Below are 18,712 nucleotides of genomic sequence, written 5' to 3'. Positions count from 1 at the left end.
TTATGTTTGTACTGCTATATCTAACAAGCTCAAGGCAATGCCTACTGCGGGCTACGCCGAAGCACCACACAAGCATTTGAAAGGGTAATAACTCAACACATTTCTCGTCGTTTCAGATATTACGCGTACTTAATTGTTGTAGAGCGAGAACCACTGTAAATCCAATGCAGCTTCATCAAGTTGAATTCACTAACCTTTTTACATGAACACAACACACAAAAGACAGAGCAAACAAACTGCTCTCATTACTGGGGCAGCAGGTGGAATTGGCTACGAATTAGCATGTATTTTTGCTGCTCATGATTACAATCTTGTCTTAGTAGACAGAAACGGGGTAAAGCTTGTAGAAATTGCAGCTAAATTCCAAGAAAAATTTGGAAATTTTGTCAAAACTATTGTCAAGGATTTATCTATATCAACCGCTCCTGAAGAAATTTTCACAGAGTTGCAACTCGCCGATATTAAGGTTGATGTGCTGGTGAACAATGCCGGATTTGGTATCTATGGATTATTTCACGAAACAGACCTAGCTGCTGAACTGGAAATGCTACAGGTAAATTTGGTGTGTCTCACCCATTTAACTAAGCTATTCGTGAAGCACATGGTAAAGCAAGGTGAAGGAAAAATCTTAAACGTTGCCTCGGCTGCTGCCTTTCAACCAGGGCCTTTGATGGCGGTTTATTTTGCTACTAAAGCTTATATCTTATCTTTTTCAGAAGCGATCGCTAATGAATTACAAGATACAGGTGTGACTGTGACAGTTCTTTGCCCAGGCTCAACCGCATCTGCTTTTCATGAAAGAACGGGAATGGCTGACTCTAAGTTGCTCAAAGGCAAGAAGATGATGGATGCAAAAACAGTAGCCGAAGTTGGTTTTCGCGCCTTAATGAAAGGTCAAACCATTGTCATTCCTGGTTTTCTCAATAAACTACTCGCAAAAAGCGTCAGATTTGTACCCAGAAACCTGGTGACAAAAATTGTCAGAAGTATGCAGGAAGATAAATAGAGGGCATGGGGCATGGGGCATTGGGCATTGGGCATTGGGCATTGGGCATTGGGCATTGGGGAAGAATAACTAATGACTAGGATTAATACTGCCAACATTTTAAATCCCAGCCAAAATTTTCTACCGCAACAGCAGCAACATAATTGTTAGCAGGTATTAGTTCAAAAAGACTCCAGTCTTCAGCTATCTGTAATTTGGCTGGTTCTGTAGGAGTCAGCGACACCTCAATTTGCTCTAACTGGGATAGTCCATCTCCAGTTGCTTTTAAATAAGCTTCCTTACAAGTCCAGTAACGGAAAAATATTTCTTGCTGTTGGTTGGGAGATAGCGATCGCAACATCTCATATTCTCTCGGTAAAAAGAACCGTTTGGCAAGAGCTTCCAGATCAGACATCGGGCGAATATATTCTAGGTCTACACCAATTTGGCGAGTACAATTCACCGCACACAAACCCAACCCTTGGGAATGAGACAAGTTAAATGCCACTCCACTATCGGCAAATGTATCTGCTAATACTGGCTTGCCACGCTGTTGATAATTAAATTCCACTTGTAGCGGCTGGATACCCAAATAGCGACCTAATATAGTTCGGAGAATACCGCGACCAGCGATGAAACGCTGCCGATGTTCCTGAAAATAGAACCGTTCAGCACGAGCCATTTCGTCACTTGAAAGAGTTGCTGCTAAATTTTGCAGCTGTGGTTCTGGTTGGTCAAGTTCTATCCGCCAGACATGAATCTCATCCTGTAACAAAGTTAAATCTGTCGGTGCAGGTAGCCAGAGATGATCAGCAGTCATGATAACTCGTAATTTGTAATTAAGTTAAGTTGGCATAATAAAACCAAACTATGTAAATAAAGATAAACTAGGCTAAAACCCTCTTCCCTTTTCCCTCCTGCCTCCTGAATATTTGTGCGATCGTAAACTCCTATCTGACCCTTAGCGGATTGCGAATGGAGTGTGAGATTAACTTGGATTGGGTTTTTATTGGTGATTAATTATACTAGAATAATGCTAAACAATTTTATTTTTGGAGACGTCTAATGGGAATCTATCGTTTCCTATTATCAATCTTTGTTGCCATAAGTCATACAGGAGTACTTATAAACGGCTTAAACCCCGGCGTGATAGCCGTAATCTCATTCTTGATTATAAGTGGATATGTAATGACAGCCTTGATATCTAAAAATTATTTTGATCCTAAAAAAATTGTTTGGTTCTATCTCGATAGGATTTTGAGAATTTATCCGCAGTATTTATTTAACATAATAGTAGTTTTAATTATTTATTCTATCTTTGGATTAAACTCACATTATCTTAGTAAACCTACAGGGATTGGATTATTACAAAATCTTTTGATAATACCTATGGGATTTTATATGATTCCTTGGATAGGAGAGAAATTCATGATTATTCCACCTGCATGGTCGCTGGGTCTTGAAGGATGTTTTTATATCTTAATTCCTTTTTTTTTAATATATAAATTAGAAAAGATTTTTTTCTTATTATCATATATGATTTTTTTAATGGCTTACTTAGGAATTATTAACACAGATTATTTTGGTTATAGATTAATATTTGGAACAATATTTATATTTTTTTGTGGTAGCTTTTTATATAAAAATAACAACATTACTACAAATCAACCAGTAAAGTACACATTAATTTTTTCTTGTTTATTATTGGCAGCAACTTTTTTATATACCCCTTTAATATTGCCCTACAATCGAGAAGTATTAATAGGATTAATATTGGGGATTCTGATAATACCTTTATTAATAAAAATTAAAAAAACATATTTTGATGAGTTTTTTGGCAACCTATCTTACGGATTATTTTTATCTCATTACTTAGTTATTTTTGAATTTGAAAAACTAGCGATACGCTGGAATTCAAAATGGATTTTGCTAATGCTATTATTTTCTACATTTCTTTCAGCAGTAGGTTTTTTCTGTTTTGAAAAGCCAGTAATTGCTTGGCGTAAAAAAATTAGAAATCAACATAATTAAAGAATGTTTACGGACAGAATATCACGCTGCTATTAGTAGGCAAGTGTATACGGCAGGGCATAGAGTTTGAATGCAATCAAACTAGGATTTGGTTGTATCCAGCTTCTTATTTCACCATCTCTCTCATGTTTACATTTGTATACGCAGTGGACGTACCAAGGATACCCCATTAGATTTAATCTGACTAATCTTAATTACGAATTACGTAGCTTGCTTGTTGCCATTCGCGTAGCGTCTCGTAGAGAGCGTCATTACGAATTACGCTGTTGCTCCAACCATTGTAAAACCCGATTCCATGCCCACCAAGCGTCAGAATCTTCTACTTGGCGTTGGCACTCTTTACTACTCAAATAGCCAACATGACCCCCGTGCTGAGTGAGCAACAAATCTATTACGGGATTGCGATCGCAGGCTTGTTGTAATTCCGGTATGATCGCTGGGTCAAAAAGTGGGTCATCAGCAGCATATAAAATCAAAGTCGGTTTCGAGATTTGCGGCAATATTTGTAAAGCACTACTAGCTTGGTAATATGCTTCCACAGAAGAAAAACCTAGTTGCTTAATTACCAGTTCATTGTCAAAACCCCAAATACTATTCGCCCGTTCAATCGCTGCTGGATCAATGCTTTCAGGATGGGCATCATGTATTCGCCATGCCAGTTTTTTTAAATTCTGTGCAATCCCTGCTTCCAAATATCTGCCCAAGGGCTTTGTAACTAGATAAGATAGCGATCGCTCCGAATCCAAACTCGGACAAATTACCATACCACCGCCAATATCGCTATCTTCTAGTCCTAAATCTTCATGCTCCCTAATCACCTCAAGAGCGACTTTCACCGCCCATAGCGCCAATTGCCCTCCTAAAGAATACCCTGTAAACCAAAATTTTCCCGGACATCCCATTGCCTTAGCAGCAGCGGCAATGCGAACAAAATCTTCTCCCTCATACAGTCCATCAGAAGTCAAAGTCGGCGACAATTGGGCAGTTTTGCCGTGGGCACGCCAATCAAATAACACCACAGCGTATCCTTGAGCGTAGGCTTTACGTCCTAGCACTCTCAAAAACCATTCTGTCTCTAACTCTCCAGTAATGCCATAAGTACCGATAATCGTGCTATGAGCATTTTCTGGGATAGCAACCAAGCAAAAAATTGGCACACCTTGGCCACCAGTAAAAATTTTTTCGTGATAAGACGGTTCTTGTAATAGAGTAGTACTTTCCCAGTAACGTCTTCCCCACAAGGCCGTGTATACAGTCATGATCAGACCGTTTTGTAAAAACCAAGACGGATTGTAGGGGGCAGTATAACACATCATAGACTATAAGATTTCGTGTAGTTGAGTCTTGATTTCACAGTCATTTAATCTTAATATTTATGTAAGATTTAAAAACCTTTTCATAATGGACTCAAAAATCTTTGTATCTATACAAAGGTTGTTATTTATCCTTAATCAAGTAGTAAAAATTTTTTAAGAATGCCGAGGATTCTTGTCATAGACGATGACCCAGCGATTTCAGAACTAGTTGCCGTCAACTTGGAAATGGCTGGCTACGATGTAAGTCAAGCTGAAGACGGCATCAAAGGTCAAGCGCTGGCTCTCCAGCTACAACCAGACTTGATCATGCTCGATTTGATGTTGCCTAGAGTAGATGGGTTTACCGTTTGTCAACGCCTGCGTCGTGACGATCGCACCTCTGAGATTCCGGTGTTAATGTTGACGGCTTTGAGCCAAACTCAAAACAAGGTGGAAGGCTTCAATGCTGGCGCAGATGACTACCTGACTAAGCCTTTTGAAGTTGAAGAAATGCTGGCGCGGGTGCGGGCACTTTTGCGGCGTACTGACCGCATTCCCCAAGCAGCAAAGCATAGTGAGATTCTCAACTATGGCTCACTCACTCTCGTTCCCGAAAGATTTGAGGCAATTTGGTTCAATGAAACGGTGAAATTGACTCACCTGGAATTTGAGCTACTTCACTGCTTGCTGCAACGCCACGGTCAAACAGTTTCTCCCAGCGAAATTCTCAGAGAAGTTTGGGGCTACGATCCTGATGACGACATTGAAACGATTCGAGTTCATATTCGCCACTTGAGAACCAAGTTAGAACCAGATCCCCGTCACCCTCGCTATATCAAGACAGTGTATGGTGCTGGATATTGTCTTGAGTTACCCGGTATACCTCCATCAATTGAAGGGGCCTCAGTAACAGTCGTTGAATGAAATCACGCTAAATTCTAGTAATGCAAGGGTGTGTTATGCCGTAGGCTAACGCACCATCCCAGATTTCGCAGAAATCTTCACATCGGTTTTAGGTAAACCGATACGTTATAATCCTTATGCGCTAAAGTTTGTTCGACAAATGCGCTCCAAAAGGTTGCCAATAGACTTTGTTTTAGTAATGGTGACAATCTACACAACTGCTCGTTTAGGATTGGCGGGCAGCATGACATCTAATACAGAGCAATTGCTCAATCATTCACCCCTGACCATACGCCAGTATGTCGAGGACTATCGACAGTTCTGGTTATAAGTTAATGTACTACATCTAATTTGACTGGAATTTCTCTGTTTGCTGCTTGTCCAACCCCATATCTGTTCAACGTAAGATACGTTTGTTTACGATGATTCTACCATTGGAAGTAACAACCGAGGTAGAGGTTATAGCAACAATTTTTCAGTAGGGTAGAGACACTAAAGTAACCGAGAGATTTCTCAATGGCATATCAAGGCGTAATTTTGGATATAGATGGGACGCTTGTTCTCAGTAATGATGCCCATGCTCAAGCTTGGGTAGAAGCATTTGCTGCCTTTGGCTATGAGGTGAAGTTCGAGCAAGTCCGACCACTGATTGGCATGGGAGGTGACCACGTTATTCCTAAGTTCGCGCCAGGACTTTCTGATCAACAAGGGAAGGGTAAGGAAATCGCTGACAAACGCAAAGAACTGATCATCAACAAGTTTGTAACAAATCTGACTCCCACCAATGGTGCGCGGCAACTAATATTGAAGATGCTATCTGTTGGATTGCGTCTAATCATCGCCAGTTCAGCAACGAGTCAAGAACTATCAGTATTGTTGAAAGCTGCACAAGTTGATGACCTCCTGAGTCAGGATGAGGCGGCAACATCTAGTGATGCCGAAGCTTCCAAACCAGACCCAGATATTGTCGAAGTTGCTTTGAGCAAATTGAATATCCAACCATCCTCTGTTGTAATGCTGGGCGATACTCCCTACGATGTTGAGTCTGCAAATAAAGCTGGTGTTGGCGTGATTGCGTTTCGTTGTGGTGGTTTTGATGATAGTCAATTAAAGAATGCGATCGCCATTTACGATCATCCAGATGACCTGTTAACACACTATGACAGTTCACCTCTAGCAGCCTAACCAAAAAGTGGTCAAGTAAAAAACTGATTTCTACTTGACCTTAAATCAATCTGCAATCGCTAATAAATTAAATCGACTTGTGTTGAGCGATCGCCTGCGCTCTTGTTAAGCTGATTTTATGAAAATTCCCAACTGCGATCGCCAGGGCGACCAAATTATCTCAATAAGCAAAATATATTCTCAATAGAGCTAAAAATAAGCTTATTGCTAAAACTTTAGGCGTAGGTGTAGCCCGTCGCAGACATCGCTTTCAGGGATGTATACCGTCAGCACCTTTATAACAACGCTAGTAATGCTACTGCCCTTACCTTATTAGATTGCTCCAATGTTTGCTAATTTTTTACCCTCACAAGTTAATCAACTAACAGACCTAGAGGCGATCGCTTTCGTCCAAAGTATCCAGAGAACTGCTCTTGCAACCTCCCTCAGTCAACAACCAATCCTCACAACATACATTCACAAAGGTAGAGGAGGAATACCAATTCTGCTGCTACATGGCTTCGATAGTTCCATCCTAGAGTTCCGTCTTTTATTGCCATTACTTGCCATTCAAAATGAAACATGGGCAGTAGATTTGTTAGGTTTTGGCTTTACACAAAGGCAAAAAGAAATAAGCTACAGCCCAACTGCAATAAAAATTCACCTTTACGACTTTTGGAAAACTTTAATCAACAGACCGATCATACTAGTAGGTGCATCAATGGGAGGTGCAACTGCAATTGAGTTTACTCTCGCTTACCCTGAAATTGTAAAATCATTAGTATTAATTAATAGTTTAGGTTACACTGGCGCTCCCGCCTTTAGCAAATACTTGTTTCCTCCTTTTGACTTCTTTGCTGTAGAATACCTACGTCAACGCCACATTTTGGCGTTAAATTTAGGCAGTATTTTTCCTAGCTTTAATGCCAAAATAGTTTTGGCTATTCAGTGCGCGATGCTACACCAAGAAATGCCTGGTTGGCATGATGCAATGATTTCTTATGTCAAAACTGGTGGTTATAGTGACTTGGCAAATAGAATTGCCCTTCTTGACAAGCCAACACTGATTTTATGGGGAGAAGCTGATGATATGCTCCCACCTGAAGATGCAGAAAGATTTCAGCAAGACATTGCCAACTCTCAACTAATAAAGCTCAATAATTGCGGTCATGCGCCTCAACTTGAACAGCCTCAAATCACATCTCAACATATTTTGCAGTTTCTGAATAATGGTAATTTTTAATTGGATTTCAAGCCACTTTCAGTGTGAGACGGACGCGGCGCTCTCAATCTAAAAGTCATTTGCCGTAATATTTCCCATCCTCTTTGTCTGCTGATGTGTTTTCCAGTAACAGACGTAAGCCAATCTGCAACTTTGCGACCATTCCATAGCCCTCCATCTGGGGCATTTCCTTGTAAAACCTGCCAGAGCCGGGAAAGCTCAACATCCTTAATTAATGGCTTTGAACCTTGATTTTTCTGCCTGCGATCGCATAGACCAGAAATACCCAACTCGTTATACCTTTTCACCAATGCGTAGATCCATGTTCTGCTGTAGCCCGTTATTTGCTGTACTTCCTCTGTTTTCTTTCCTTGCGCTAGTAACCATATAATCTGATACTGACGACTCTCTATTCCGTCTTTAGCATGTTTGTAAAGCTTCTCTAATTCAGATATGTTTGAATGCTCGGCTATAGTGATACGTTTTGGCATAAGTCATATTTTTACTCCCTACTTTTATCGTAACTAATTATGCGGACTTAATCTGGGAGGCAACTTGAGTATTTTAGCTAAAACTCAATTCGTCCTAGCAGATTTGTTTGCAACTGAGTTGATTGATTTGCCTGCTGCTCTAACCAATCCAACCGAGTTTGTCCTAGCCCGAATCTGGTTTTATGTCCTGTGCCACAGTCAGGAGCCAGCTGTACTAAAGCATAAAACTCTGACTGCGTTGTAGATCAGGCGATCGCACCTGCTTTCTTCTAAAATTGAGCTAGATATTTATCTACCCCTGTGATAATTACTGAAGTTGGCTCAATTTAGATTTTTAATTGCTTATGCATCCTCGCCAAGAAATTACGGAGATGTTCTCAACCTTCGTTGAGTTGGAAAGTGGCAGATTCAGTAAATGGTTGATTGATATCAAACTGCGTCGAAGCATCCAAAATTGTTTGGAGTCTTCACAAGAAGTCTCTAACTCAGAAAACTTTTGGGCACTATATTGGTATAAGCACTGGCAAGAACAATCTCATAGCCTTGCCAGAATGCATCTGTCTGCTTATTTACAGGAGCCAAGTTACTGGACAGCTAAAAAAACAATTGCCAGATTTACACATAGCCAATATAGCCTAGCAGATTACTTTCAAATGGCTAATGCTGAAATCGAAACGATTCTCAAAAACTTTAACCCAGAAAAATCTTCTAGCTTAAAAGCCTATGCAACTATGGCAATCCCCAGTCGGCTAAAAGATATTTTACGCCAACGCAAGGAAGCTGATATTTGCACAAATTGGGCATTGTTACGCAAAGTAAGCAAAAAGCAGTTCTTAGAAGCTCTTTCTCAAGCTGGATTATCACCTACGGTAATTGTCCAATATCGGCTAGCCTGGACTTGTTTCCAAGAACTGTATGTGCAAAACCAACCAGGAGGTACAAAGGCACTATCAGAACCAGAAGGCCAGCTTTGGGAAGCTATTGTCAACCTTTACAACAGCGAACGACAAACTCAATTAACTCAACCTACTCCACAATGCACCAGAGAGAAAATTGAACACTGGTTAACCCAGGCAGCTATCTACATACGTGCTTATCTATATCCACCTGTTAGTTCTCTAAATTTAGCGATATCAGAAGATGATGCCACAACAACTTTTGATTTGCCAGATCCATCTTCTGACTCATTAATCGCTGACATGATAGCCCAAGAGGATACCCAAAACCGACAAAATCAACAATTTCAAATTCAAGACATCTTGTTAAAAGCTATACAAAACATTGAGGTGCAATCCCAGGAGATACTTAAACTTTACTACCAAGAAGGGCTGACTCAGCCACAGATTGTACAACGCCTACAAATGAGTCAGCCTACTGTTTCTCGCAGGCTGATCAAAGCTAGAGAATCCTTACTGAAAAAATTGCTCGAATGGAGTCAAGAAACCTTTAATATTTCTGTGACTTCCAACCTAGTTAAAGATATGAGTACCGCTTTGGAAGAATGGTTGAAAGTTAAGTATGGCAAATCTATCTGACGTTATGAGACAGGAGGTAATAAAAATGAGTTCTGCTTTTACAGACCCGAAACAACTATTGTTAGAAATATCGCCATTACTACAGACAAGTTCTTGGCAAGAAAGCCAAATTTACGCCACACCTAGCAGTCGCTGGCGTGCTTACATAAATCAAATTTGCCTTTATGCGTTTTTGAATTGGGTAAAAGCTGAATATGTTCCAGAAGCAAGTATCTGGTACAGTTCCCCTGGTATTCCTGCTTTTTGGGAATTTGTCAATGGCACAGCAATTTTGTTAAAGGAAAGGCGAGTTGTTTTAATTCCCAGTGAGGCAATTGATGATAGCGAGTTAGAAGTTCCTCAAGAATGGGTAGACATTCCAAATTGGGCAGCAGACTATTATTTAGCAGTACAAGTCACAGCAGATGGCGAGTCGGTAAGAATTTGGGGCTACATAACCCATCAAGAACTTAAATTACTGGCACGCTATGACCAAGTAGATAGGACTTATTGTATAGATGCACGGTATTTAATTCAAGACCTTAATGCTTTTTGGATGACCTACGAATTTTGTGGAACAGAGGAGATGAAAGTTGCGATCGCTCCACTCCCACAATTATCGACTGCTCAAGCAGAAAACCTTGTGCAACGGTTAAGTAATTCCTCTGTAACATTTCCGAGACTGGCAGTACCATTTACAACTTGGGGAGCGCTACTAGAGGATGAACAGTGGCGGCAGCGTTTGCACCAACAAAGGCTGCGGCAATTTTCCCAAGTACAAGTGAATCTGACTCGTTGGCTGGAGCAGATTTACGATGCTTCTTGGCAAGCTATAGAGACTTTTTTTCAGCCAAACTCCAGTAGCCTAGCTTTTAATTTTCGTAGTTCTTTTGGGTTAAATGCTGTCGCTATCAAACGCGCCAAGCTGATTGACTTGGGAATGGAAATAGAGGCTCAAAAAGTTATTTTATTAGTTGCCTTAATACCAGAGGCTAACCAACAAGTTAGTATTCGCGTGCAACTACATCCAGCTTATAATGAACCTTACTTACCTGCTACTATAAAGCTAGTTTTACTTTCAGATCAAGGGGAGATAATTCAACAAGTACAAGCCAGTATTCAAGATATCTACGTGCAATTGAAACTCTTTGATGCAGAAGTGGGAGAATGTTTTAGCATCCAGGTTGCTCTTGATAGTTGCCAGATAACAGAGAATTTCGTGATTTAGTTATTAAAAGCTAGCTTGGGCGGGTTTTCTCACAGCCGCGCCCAACCGAGTCGAATTAACATTCATTTAGTCATTAGTTAATTACGAATGGCATTCACTTAACTTATGAGTAAACTAGTCGTCTTCAGCTTCTTGGGAGGAGATTTAAATCAAGGATTTCCTGTTGTCACGGCTCAACTTTGGCATCATAACCAATTTGTACCCGTGAAATTAACAGGGAGTCTGCCAGCAGTACCAGAACTAAGCGAACTCTACCGCAGATGGCAGTTACTCTATGCAGCTGTCCATCAACATTTTGGTAGCAATCAACGTATAAAAGTACATTCGCAAGACATAACTAATATTTCTGTGAATGACTTCGATCAAGTGTGTCAACAGCTACAAGCAAATATCAATGCTTGGTTGAAATTTGACTCATTTCAGAATATTGAGCGGCAGTTACGGACTCTACTCAGTCGGGATGATGAAATTAGAGTCATTATTGAAACGGATATAGTTCTACTGCATCGGTTGCCTTGGCGTCTGTGGAATTTTTTTGAAGATTACCCCAAAGCGGAACTAGCTTTGAGCAATCATCAGTATGCATCTCCTCAGGTATTACAAAAATCTCCCACAGGTAAAGTCAAAATTTTGGCAATTCTAGGCAACAGAGTTGGTATTGATATTGATAAAGACCGCTCTTTGTTACAAGGTTTAACAGATGCCCAAACCACGTTTCTTGTCGAACCAACACGGCAAAAACTTGACGAGTATCTATGGAATCAGGGCTGGGATATTCTATTTTTTGCCGGACATAGCGCTAGTCTTGCTGACGGAGAGATAGGGGAAATTTGCATCAATCAAACAGAAAATTTGACAATTTTGCAGTTTAAAAATGCTCTTAAAGCAGCAATTACACGCGGTTTAAAATTGGCAATTTTCAATTCTTGTGACGGAATTGGTTTAGCACGAAATTTAGCTGATTTAAACATTTCCCAAATGATTGTAATGCGGGAAGGTGTGCCAGATTTCATAGCACAGGAGTTTTTAAAACACTTTCTTATCGCCTTTGCAGGTAATAAACCATTTTACTTGGCTGTGCGAGAAGCACGAGAAAGACTTCAAGGATTAGAAAATAAATTTCCTTGTGCCAGTTGGTTACCAGTCATCTATCAAAATCCAACAACTGTTCCGACTACGTGGCAAGAACTATGTGGCAATTTTGATCATACTAAATTTGTCGGTGAAGTTCCAACAAAAGGTAAAATTGCGACACCAAAATCTAAACTTAGGACTGTACTACTTAGTAGTTTGATTGTGGCTATTTCAACAATAGGTTTGAAATATTTGGGAGTCTTTGAGAAAATCGAACTGCAAACTTTTGACCAAATACTGCGACTGCGGCCTAATGAAGACCCAGATCCAAGGTTGATAATTGTAGAAATCACTGAAAAAGATATTCAATCTCGACAAGAAAAAACGCTAGGGTTGAAATCAATTTCGGATAGCACCTTAGCGACATTACTTAAGCAATTACAAAAGTATCAACCGCGAATTATTGGATTAGATATTTATAGAGACTTTGCCGACCCCCCAAATAAATTAAATCCAATACAGGTTTCTACTGAACTTAGTAAAGATAATGTTGTTGCTGTCTGCAAAAGCCGCGATAGTAAATATGACCCCCAAGGTGTTAAACCTCCAAAAGAAGTACCTGTAGAACGCCAGGGTTTTACGGATGCAATTCAAGACCCAGATGGGATCATGCGTCGCCAAATTTTGATGATGGCACAAGAACCTTCTTCGACTTGTACAACGCCTTATTCGCTCTCGTTGCAATTAGCTGCTCGTTACTTATCTTCCGAAAATATTCAACCTAAATTTAATGAAGATTATGTACAGTTTGGCTCTAAAGTATTTAAACGCTTAAAACCTGGTCGCAGTGGTGGCTATGAACAAGGAGTTAATTTAGGCGGAAATCAAATACTTGTCAATTACCGTAATACTGATTTTATAAGAGTTTCCCTTGAAGATATATTGAGCAATAAAGTTAATGCTGATCTACTTAAAGATAAGGTAGTGATCATTGGAGTGACAGCTAACACTATCAGCGATACTTGGTCAACTCCCTACAGTACTGGACAGCAAGATTACCAAGAAATATCAGGGGTATTTATCCAAGCGCAAATGGTTAGCCAAGTTTTGAGTGCAGTTTTAGACCAACGTCCAATTCTTTGGGTTTTGCCTTACTGGGGCGATATTCTCTGGATATGCGGCTGGTCTGTAGTTGGGAGTCTGATTCTTTGGCGCGTTCGTTCGCTGTCAAATAAGGGATGCGCCATCTTTGCGATAGTTGTCACTTTATATGGAGTTTGTGCGATCGCTCTTTTAAAACAAGGGCTATGGTTGCCATTTATTCCTTCTGCCTTTGCTGTGGTTGCAAGCGGTGTTGTTGTGTTGATTCAACGCCGTCAGGAATTTTTCACGATTTCACAACCCTTAGTTGAATAAAATTTTCCTTTACAACTGAAAAATAACGATTGACGATTTCAAAAATCCGTCATTAACCTTGCCTTGCGGAGTAAAAATTGCAGAACAGTTTCTTCGCGGGTAATAATATCAACTCTGCCATCCATACCCAATTGAATTTGACATTTCTTTGTAGTGCGACCTAAAGCAAGTTTTTCTGGTTCAATTGTGACTTCGTAAAAAGCGCCTATAGCAGTTGCTTTGGGGGTAGAGTTTGTATCAGCATCTGCATCATTTTTTTGCGGACTAACAGCATCCGGGGAAATCGTTTTCACTTTGCCTTTGAGAGTACCGTAATCGGGATAAGGACAAGCTGTGACTCGCATTTGCACCTTTTGACCGATTTTTATCTTATTTTTTTCCTGAGAACCGACAGCTGCTTTAATAACTAAAGGCGCATGACTGGGAACAATTTGGACAACTTCCTCCCCTGCACGGAGAGTTTGACCGGGGTTTCTCAAATTTAGCTTGGAAATAATCCCGTCTGCTGTTGCGGTAATAGTAGTTTGCTTCAGGTCGATTTCAGCTTGCTTGAGTTCGTTCTCTTGGCGCTCTAATTGTTTTTCAGTTTCAATTTTCTCCTTTATAAGTGTTTGACGTTCTCTTTCTAAAGTTGCTTTATTCACTTCCCCAGAGGCTTTTTCTTGAGCAATGTGTTCAGTCGCCATTGCTACCTCTGCATTGCTTGGGTTGAGAGCTACTTGAGCGCGATCGCGTTTAGCAATAGCTCCTAAAACAGCTTGTTTTAGCCGTTCATTTGTTTTTTCTTGGGCCTTATAAGTTGCTTTTTGCGCCTGTACAGCTTGTTCCTGCTGTTTCACAGCCAGCTGTACTTCTTCCAATTGATCGCGAGATAATGCCCCTTGTTTAGCGGCACTTTCATATCGGTTCTGCTTTGATGTCGCTGCTCCTAAAGCCGCCTCAGTCGCGTGGAGATTAGCTAATGCTGATTCTAACTGTGCTTGCCCTGCATATAATTCTTCTTGAGCCATTTTGACATTGGCTGATGCTTCTTGGAGTTCAGTGATACTGGTAATATTTTTGTCTTGATGATCGCGATCGCGTCCTTGCAATTCCGCTTTCGCAGAGGCGATAGTCCGATTAGTGCGATCGTTTTCAGCACGAATTTGACTATCTATTGCATTAATTTGAGGAACGGTTTGAATTAGTTGTAACCTAGCTTGTCGAATATTGGTTTGCAGCTCGTTTTTTTTCGTTTGCAGTCGAGAGTCATCAATAGTGGCGATTATATCTCCTTTTTGCAGCGTTTGATTTTCTTTGACATAAATCTGCATTACCTGTCCTTCGATCGCAGCCTGCACAATTGGCAATTCACCCGCAGGACGGACAACCGCTTGCCCAATGACGGTAACTTTATATTTAACAACCGCAGCCACAGGAAGAGCTAACGACAAGGCAAACACGATAAATAGTCCGCCAAATGTAGTCCAACGGCTAATTGGTGGGAGAAAGTCGTTGTCTTGAACTAAGGGTAAAAAAATTTTTTGAGAGTTACTAATCATAAATCCTGAGTATATGTAAAATGCTCAATAACCATTAACTAATTCCGCAGAACCAAAGAAGATTTAAAACCATTCTGAGAAGGATAAATCTCATCAATAAAGCTTAAATGCTCTCCCGGAATCTGACGTAATTCTTCTGGAGTCCCTTGAATTTTTAAGCGTCCATTTTCTAGCAACACAATCCAATCAGCCCGTTTGATAACTTGAGGACGGTGGCTAATCATAATTGTGGTTTTACCTTGACGGTGATTAAGTAATCTATCCAAAACTTTGGTTTCACTTACTGGGTCAAGAGCGCCTGTGGATTCATCTAAAATTAATACAGGTGGGTCAGTAACAATTGCTCTAGCGATCGCTAATCTCTGCCTTTGTCCGCCAGAAATATTTGCACCAAATTCGCCTAAAACAGTTTGATATTTATCGGGCAATTTGCTAATGAATTCATCTGCACCAGCAATTTGGCAAGCAAGGACTATCTCTTCAAAACTAATGTTGGGATAACTAAAGTGAAAATTTTCAACAATTGAACGGCTCCAAAAATGAGGCTCTTGGGGAACCAATACGACTTGCTGTCGCAAACAATCTAAAGATAAGTCTTGCTGGTTGTATAAACCATAACGGATATTACCAGATTGAACCTGATATAAACCAGTAATTAATTTGCCGAAGGAGCTTTTACCACAGCCAGATTGACCGATTAAGGCTATTACTTTACCACCAGGGATACTTAAAGAAAAATTTTCTAACAGGTCAGTTCTACCAGGATGATGAAAGTTAACTTGAGAACAACTAATATCTGCATTGCCAGGAATTTCTGCCCAAGGTTTTTTAAAGTCATTTTCATCTTCTGGGGTAGCATCTATCACTTCTGTCAAGCGTTGAACAACAATTTGAGCAGTGATAAATTCATCAATTAGCCCGACTGCTGACTCTAAAAAGCCAAGAAAGCTGCCACTCATACCACTGTACGCCAGCAGTTGACCGATGGATAATGTCTGATTAATCACCAAGCTAGAACCTAACCAGAGTATGCCAATACTCGTCAAATGCGAAAGAATACTAGTGACTGTGCTGCTGTAAAGCTCCAACTTCATCGTAGTCCAGTCTAAGTTAGCAAGGCGACCAAAATTTGTCTGATATTCTTGCCAAGCTTGAGGAGTCGCTTGGGTGGTTTTGAGGACTTGAACACCGTGAAAGGTTTCGACTAAAAAGCCTTGATTTTCCGTACCTTTAACGATCAGGCTGCGGGTTTTCTGGCGCAAGGCGGGAAGAAAAAGCAGATTGACAAGAGTGACGATCGCAAAGGCGGCGAGGGAACCTAGAGTCAGTTGCCAACTATAGAAGAGCATGAAACCCAAGGAAACCAGAGCCACAAAAAATTGACTGGGTAAACCAAGGACAATTTGGGAAACTAGATTATTGATGGTATGAACATCAGCAATCCGGCTAACGACTTCCCCACTGCGACGTGCTTCAAAATATGATAGGGGTAAGCGCAACAGTTTTCGGCCGTATTCTAGAATTAGTCCGTATTGCAACCGTTGAGCAAAATGACCAATCAGGTGAGATTGTACTAAACCAATGGCACTTTGAATTAGGTTCATGGCAATGACACCAATTGCCACCGTTGTTAGCAGTTGGGTATCTCCCCGCACTAGCACGTCATCGGTGAGGAGTTGCATCATTAAAGGGGAAGCCAGGGACAACAGCCCGATCGCGAAGTTGATAGCGATCGCCTGAACCAAAAGATTACGATATGGCAAGACGCGGGCAAAAAAGCGCCCAAAGCCGCCAATTTTATCTTCCCCTTGCTCATAGAAGCGGCTATCGTCTGGCATCAGCAGCAGCATCACACCATCACTCCAACCCGCGATTAACTCCTGGGAGGTGAGGTACAAGATGCCGAAGGCAGGGTCAGAGATGACATATTTTTTCCCCTTTTTCCCGTATAATACTACCCAGTGGTAGCCTTTCCAATGAATGATCCCTGGTAAGGGGACTTCATTTAATTTCTCAAGCAGTTCTGGGGTAGCTTGAACTTGACGGGCATGGAATCCGAGGGTTTCTGCTCCCCGCTTTAAACCTAATAGTGTAGTTCCTCGCGTTCCCGTGCCCACTGCTTCTCGCACGCGATTGAGGGCAAAGGTGCGTCCGTAGTATTTGGCGATCGTGGCTAGGCTTGCTGCACCACAATCTTCTTCACTGTGTTGCAATATGCTGTAGTATTTCATTGTTTAAAAAATCAGTACCAGCCGCAGTTAACAGTACCAGCCGCAGTTAACAAGAGGTGGACGAGTCCGTTTCCTACCTAATAACTGATAACTGATGACTGTTAACACCGTTTACGTTTATTTGTGCTATCTTGATATGAATGAAAAAGTAGGAGCGAAAACGACCTCGCCCCTACGAACTGGGAGAGAAGAATGTTACTCAGCTAAAAGCGAAGGTGAGAGCATTCTTTTCTCTTTTAGGTTTTGAAGGATTCGAGTACACGGTATGAAATAGACCAGAGCTGATTATGCAAGTTTGACAGACGCGATGTCGTTGTTAAAAGGGCCGGTGAAGTTACCTTTTGTACCTGCTTTCAGACGCCTTGATTTACCTGTGAATTTCTCACCAGTGTAGACAATCCAATCTCTTTTACCCGTCACCTCGTACCAAGATGCTCTATTGTTAAAGCTGCCTAAACTGCGTCGTGCGTTTGTGATATTATTTAGCCGCACTCCTTCACCATCCTTCTTGTCGGAAAAGTCTAAGGCACCACCACTAATAGTGGCAGCAGCTTCATGGGAAAGGTCTTGCACAGCTTCGATGCTGTAGAGGTCTTTGATTTGCTTGTTGTTCATATCTACTCCGTGGTTATTGATGTTAGACATTGTTTTTCCCCTGAGTTTTAGATTGGGGTTTGAACTGAAGGTAAGCTTGTTTTCTTCCTTCTGATTGTTAATTGGTAGCAGTGAGATTGGTTTATTCACAGCTGTAAATCAGAGGTTTTTAGCTTTGCCTTCTGATTGTTAATCGGATGATAGTTGGCAAAAGCTCTTACTCCACCTGTGGCATCTCTATTGCAAATTAGAGAGGGAATAAGGGAAGTTTTAACAGAGGCATGAAATAGGAAAATGCCTCAGAAATGAATGAATATTCTGAGGCTATTTTACTATCTAAGCAAAGTTACTAGAACGGATGCACAGAAGTCAAATTTATGATATCCGTTTGAGAGAAGTAATTGAATCGTTTAATCCTCCAGAAACTCTAGGGTATCGTCCTCGTCCCAAAGTTACAGACGGCCCTTTAAAGTTTGCATTTTTATAAAACCTCCATTTTTGATTCCCTGTAATAACAATAGATGAGGTTGCGTCGTTGAAATTGTTATTAGATAGGTTGGCATCACTGTTAGAAAACCTTATACCCCCTCCCTTAAAGTTACCATCCCGGAATAGACTTACACTACCTCCACTACAAGTAGCAGCAACCTCATCGCTAAGTTCTTTCACTGCGCTGAAGCTCAATTCTGCTAAAGTTTTATTGTTTATATCTACTCCGTAGTTGTTGATGTTAGACATTGTTTCTCTCCGAAATTTCAAATTTGAGCTTGAACTGAAGGCAATCACTGGTTTGGCTTGACTCTGATTCTTAATTGGTAGCAGTGACATGATTCTATTCACTGTTGGGAATCAGAGGTTTTTTAGCTTTGCCTTCTGATTTTTAATTGGTAGCAGTGACAGGATTTTATTCACTGTTGGGAATCAGAGGTTTTTTAGCTTTGCCTTCTGATTCTTAATTGGTAGCAGTGACATGATTCTATTCACTGTTGGGAATCAGAGGTTTTTTAGCTTTGCCTTCTGATT

15 protein-coding genes and 2 pseudogenes are annotated in these 18,712 nt (G+C 40.8%); 9 read left to right on the top strand and 8 right to left on the bottom strand.

Translation table 11 applies throughout. From position 1 onward, the window contains the following. Nucleotides 1–202: 202 nt before the first annotated feature. On the top strand, nt 203–1,006 hold the full coding sequence (locus HWQ23_RS28900; protein ID WP_292836468.1) for an SDR family NAD(P)-dependent oxidoreductase: 804 nt from the start codon (nt 203–205) through the stop codon (nt 1,004–1,006). Between the two features lie 82 nt (nt 1,007–1,088). On the opposite strand, the gene hetI is transcribed toward HWQ23_RS28900, so the two are convergent. Beyond that, complete coding sequence (gene hetI / locus HWQ23_RS28895) at nt 1,089–1,805, bottom strand: 4'-phosphopantetheinyl transferase HetI (RefSeq protein WP_292836466.1); 717 nt, start codon at nt 1,803–1,805, stop codon at nt 1,089–1,091. 245 nt (nt 1,806–2,050) lie between these two features. Between hetI and HWQ23_RS28890 the strand changes: the two genes are divergently transcribed. Further along, entirely contained in the window at nt 2,051–3,016 is a 966-nt protein-coding gene (locus tag HWQ23_RS28890; protein ID WP_292836464.1) for an acyltransferase family protein, read from the top strand. A 251-nt stretch (nt 3,017–3,267) separates the two neighbouring features. On the opposite strand, the gene HWQ23_RS28885 is transcribed toward HWQ23_RS28890, so the two are convergent. Beyond that, nucleotides 3,268–4,332, bottom strand: a complete 1,065-nt coding sequence (locus tag HWQ23_RS28885; protein ID WP_292836462.1) for a YheT family hydrolase — start codon at nt 4,330–4,332, stop codon at nt 3,268–3,270. Nucleotides 4,333–4,491: 159 nt separating this feature from the next. Between HWQ23_RS28885 and HWQ23_RS28880 the strand changes: the two genes are divergently transcribed. From HWQ23_RS28880 to HWQ23_RS28865, 4 genes are all read left to right on the top strand, one after another. Beyond that, a complete protein-coding gene (locus HWQ23_RS28880) occupies nt 4,492–5,235 on the top strand; it encodes a response regulator transcription factor (protein ID WP_292836460.1) in 744 nt (247 codons plus the stop codon). Nucleotides 5,236–5,374: 139 nt separating this feature from the next. Beyond that, nucleotides 5,375–5,545, top strand: a complete 171-nt coding sequence (locus tag HWQ23_RS28875) for a hypothetical protein (protein ID WP_292836457.1) — start codon at nt 5,375–5,377, stop codon at nt 5,543–5,545. A gap of 185 nt (nt 5,546–5,730) precedes the next feature. Next, nucleotides 5,731–6,399, top strand: coding sequence for an HAD family hydrolase (locus tag HWQ23_RS28870; RefSeq protein ID WP_292836454.1), 669 nt, complete (start codon nt 5,731–5,733; stop codon nt 6,397–6,399). Between the two features lie 325 nt (nt 6,400–6,724). Continuing rightward, the gene (locus tag HWQ23_RS28865) at nt 6,725–7,621 is read left to right on the top strand and encodes an alpha/beta fold hydrolase (protein ID WP_292836451.1); all 897 of its coding nucleotides are present in this window, start codon (nt 6,725–6,727) and stop codon (nt 7,619–7,621) included. Nucleotides 7,622–7,635: 14 nt separating this feature from the next. Here the strand turns inward: HWQ23_RS28865 and HWQ23_RS28860 are convergent. Both HWQ23_RS28860 and HWQ23_RS33760 read right to left on the bottom strand, forming a co-directional pair. Continuing rightward, nucleotides 7,636–8,091 (bottom strand): annotated as a pseudogene (locus HWQ23_RS28860) (helix-turn-helix domain-containing protein); the annotation flags it as partial. 83 nt (nt 8,092–8,174) lie between these two features. Beyond that, nucleotides 8,175–8,318: pseudogene (locus HWQ23_RS33760) on the bottom strand (CRISPR-associated endoribonuclease Cas6); the annotation flags it as partial. 117 nt (nt 8,319–8,435) lie between these two features. Between HWQ23_RS33760 and HWQ23_RS28855 the strand changes: the two are divergent. The 3 genes from HWQ23_RS28855 (at nt 8,436) to HWQ23_RS28845 (ending at nt 13,323) form a co-directional block, all read left to right on the top strand. Next, entirely contained in the window at nt 8,436–9,626 is a 1,191-nt protein-coding gene (locus tag HWQ23_RS28855) for a sigma-70 family RNA polymerase sigma factor (protein WP_292836448.1), read from the top strand. Between the two features lie 25 nt (nt 9,627–9,651). Continuing rightward, the gene (locus tag HWQ23_RS28850) at nt 9,652–10,833 is read left to right on the top strand and encodes a DUF1822 family protein (RefSeq protein ID WP_292836446.1); all 1,182 of its coding nucleotides are present in this window, start codon (nt 9,652–9,654) and stop codon (nt 10,831–10,833) included. Nucleotides 10,834–10,938: 105 nt separating this feature from the next. Beyond that, nucleotides 10,939–13,323 (top strand): CHASE2 domain-containing protein, encoded by a 2,385-nt coding sequence (locus HWQ23_RS28845; RefSeq protein WP_292836444.1) that lies wholly within the window; start codon nt 10,939–10,941, stop codon nt 13,321–13,323. Nucleotides 13,324–13,361: 38 nt separating this feature from the next. Here the strand turns inward: HWQ23_RS28845 and HWQ23_RS28840 are convergent, their stop codons facing one another. The 4 genes from HWQ23_RS28840 to HWQ23_RS28825 all read right to left on the bottom strand — a co-directional run bounded on the left by HWQ23_RS28840 (nt 13,362) and on the right by HWQ23_RS28825 (nt 18,427). Continuing rightward, on the bottom strand, nt 13,362–14,864 hold the full coding sequence (locus tag HWQ23_RS28840; protein WP_292836441.1) for a beta-barrel domain-containing protein: 1,503 nt from the start codon (nt 14,862–14,864) through the stop codon (nt 13,362–13,364). A 38-nt stretch (nt 14,865–14,902) separates the two neighbouring features. Continuing rightward, entirely contained in the window at nt 14,903–17,095 is a 2,193-nt protein-coding gene (locus HWQ23_RS28835; protein ID WP_292836438.1) for a peptidase domain-containing ABC transporter, read from the bottom strand. 285 nt (nt 17,096–17,380) lie between these two features. Beyond that, complete coding sequence (locus HWQ23_RS28830) at nt 17,381–17,740, bottom strand: hypothetical protein (RefSeq protein ID WP_292836435.1); 360 nt, start codon at nt 17,738–17,740, stop codon at nt 17,381–17,383. A gap of 324 nt (nt 17,741–18,064) precedes the next feature. After that, entirely contained in the window at nt 18,065–18,427 is a 363-nt protein-coding gene (locus HWQ23_RS28825) for a beta/gamma crystallin-related protein (protein WP_292836432.1), read from the bottom strand. Nucleotides 18,428–18,712: the final 285 nt, after the last annotated feature.

Source organism: Nostoc sp. JL33, assembly GCF_017114985.1.
Taxonomy (GTDB): domain Bacteria; phylum Cyanobacteriota; class Cyanobacteriia; order Cyanobacteriales; family Nostocaceae; genus Nostoc.
Note: the sequence above shows the minus strand (reverse complement) of the source record. Positions and strands in the feature narration are given on the sequence as shown.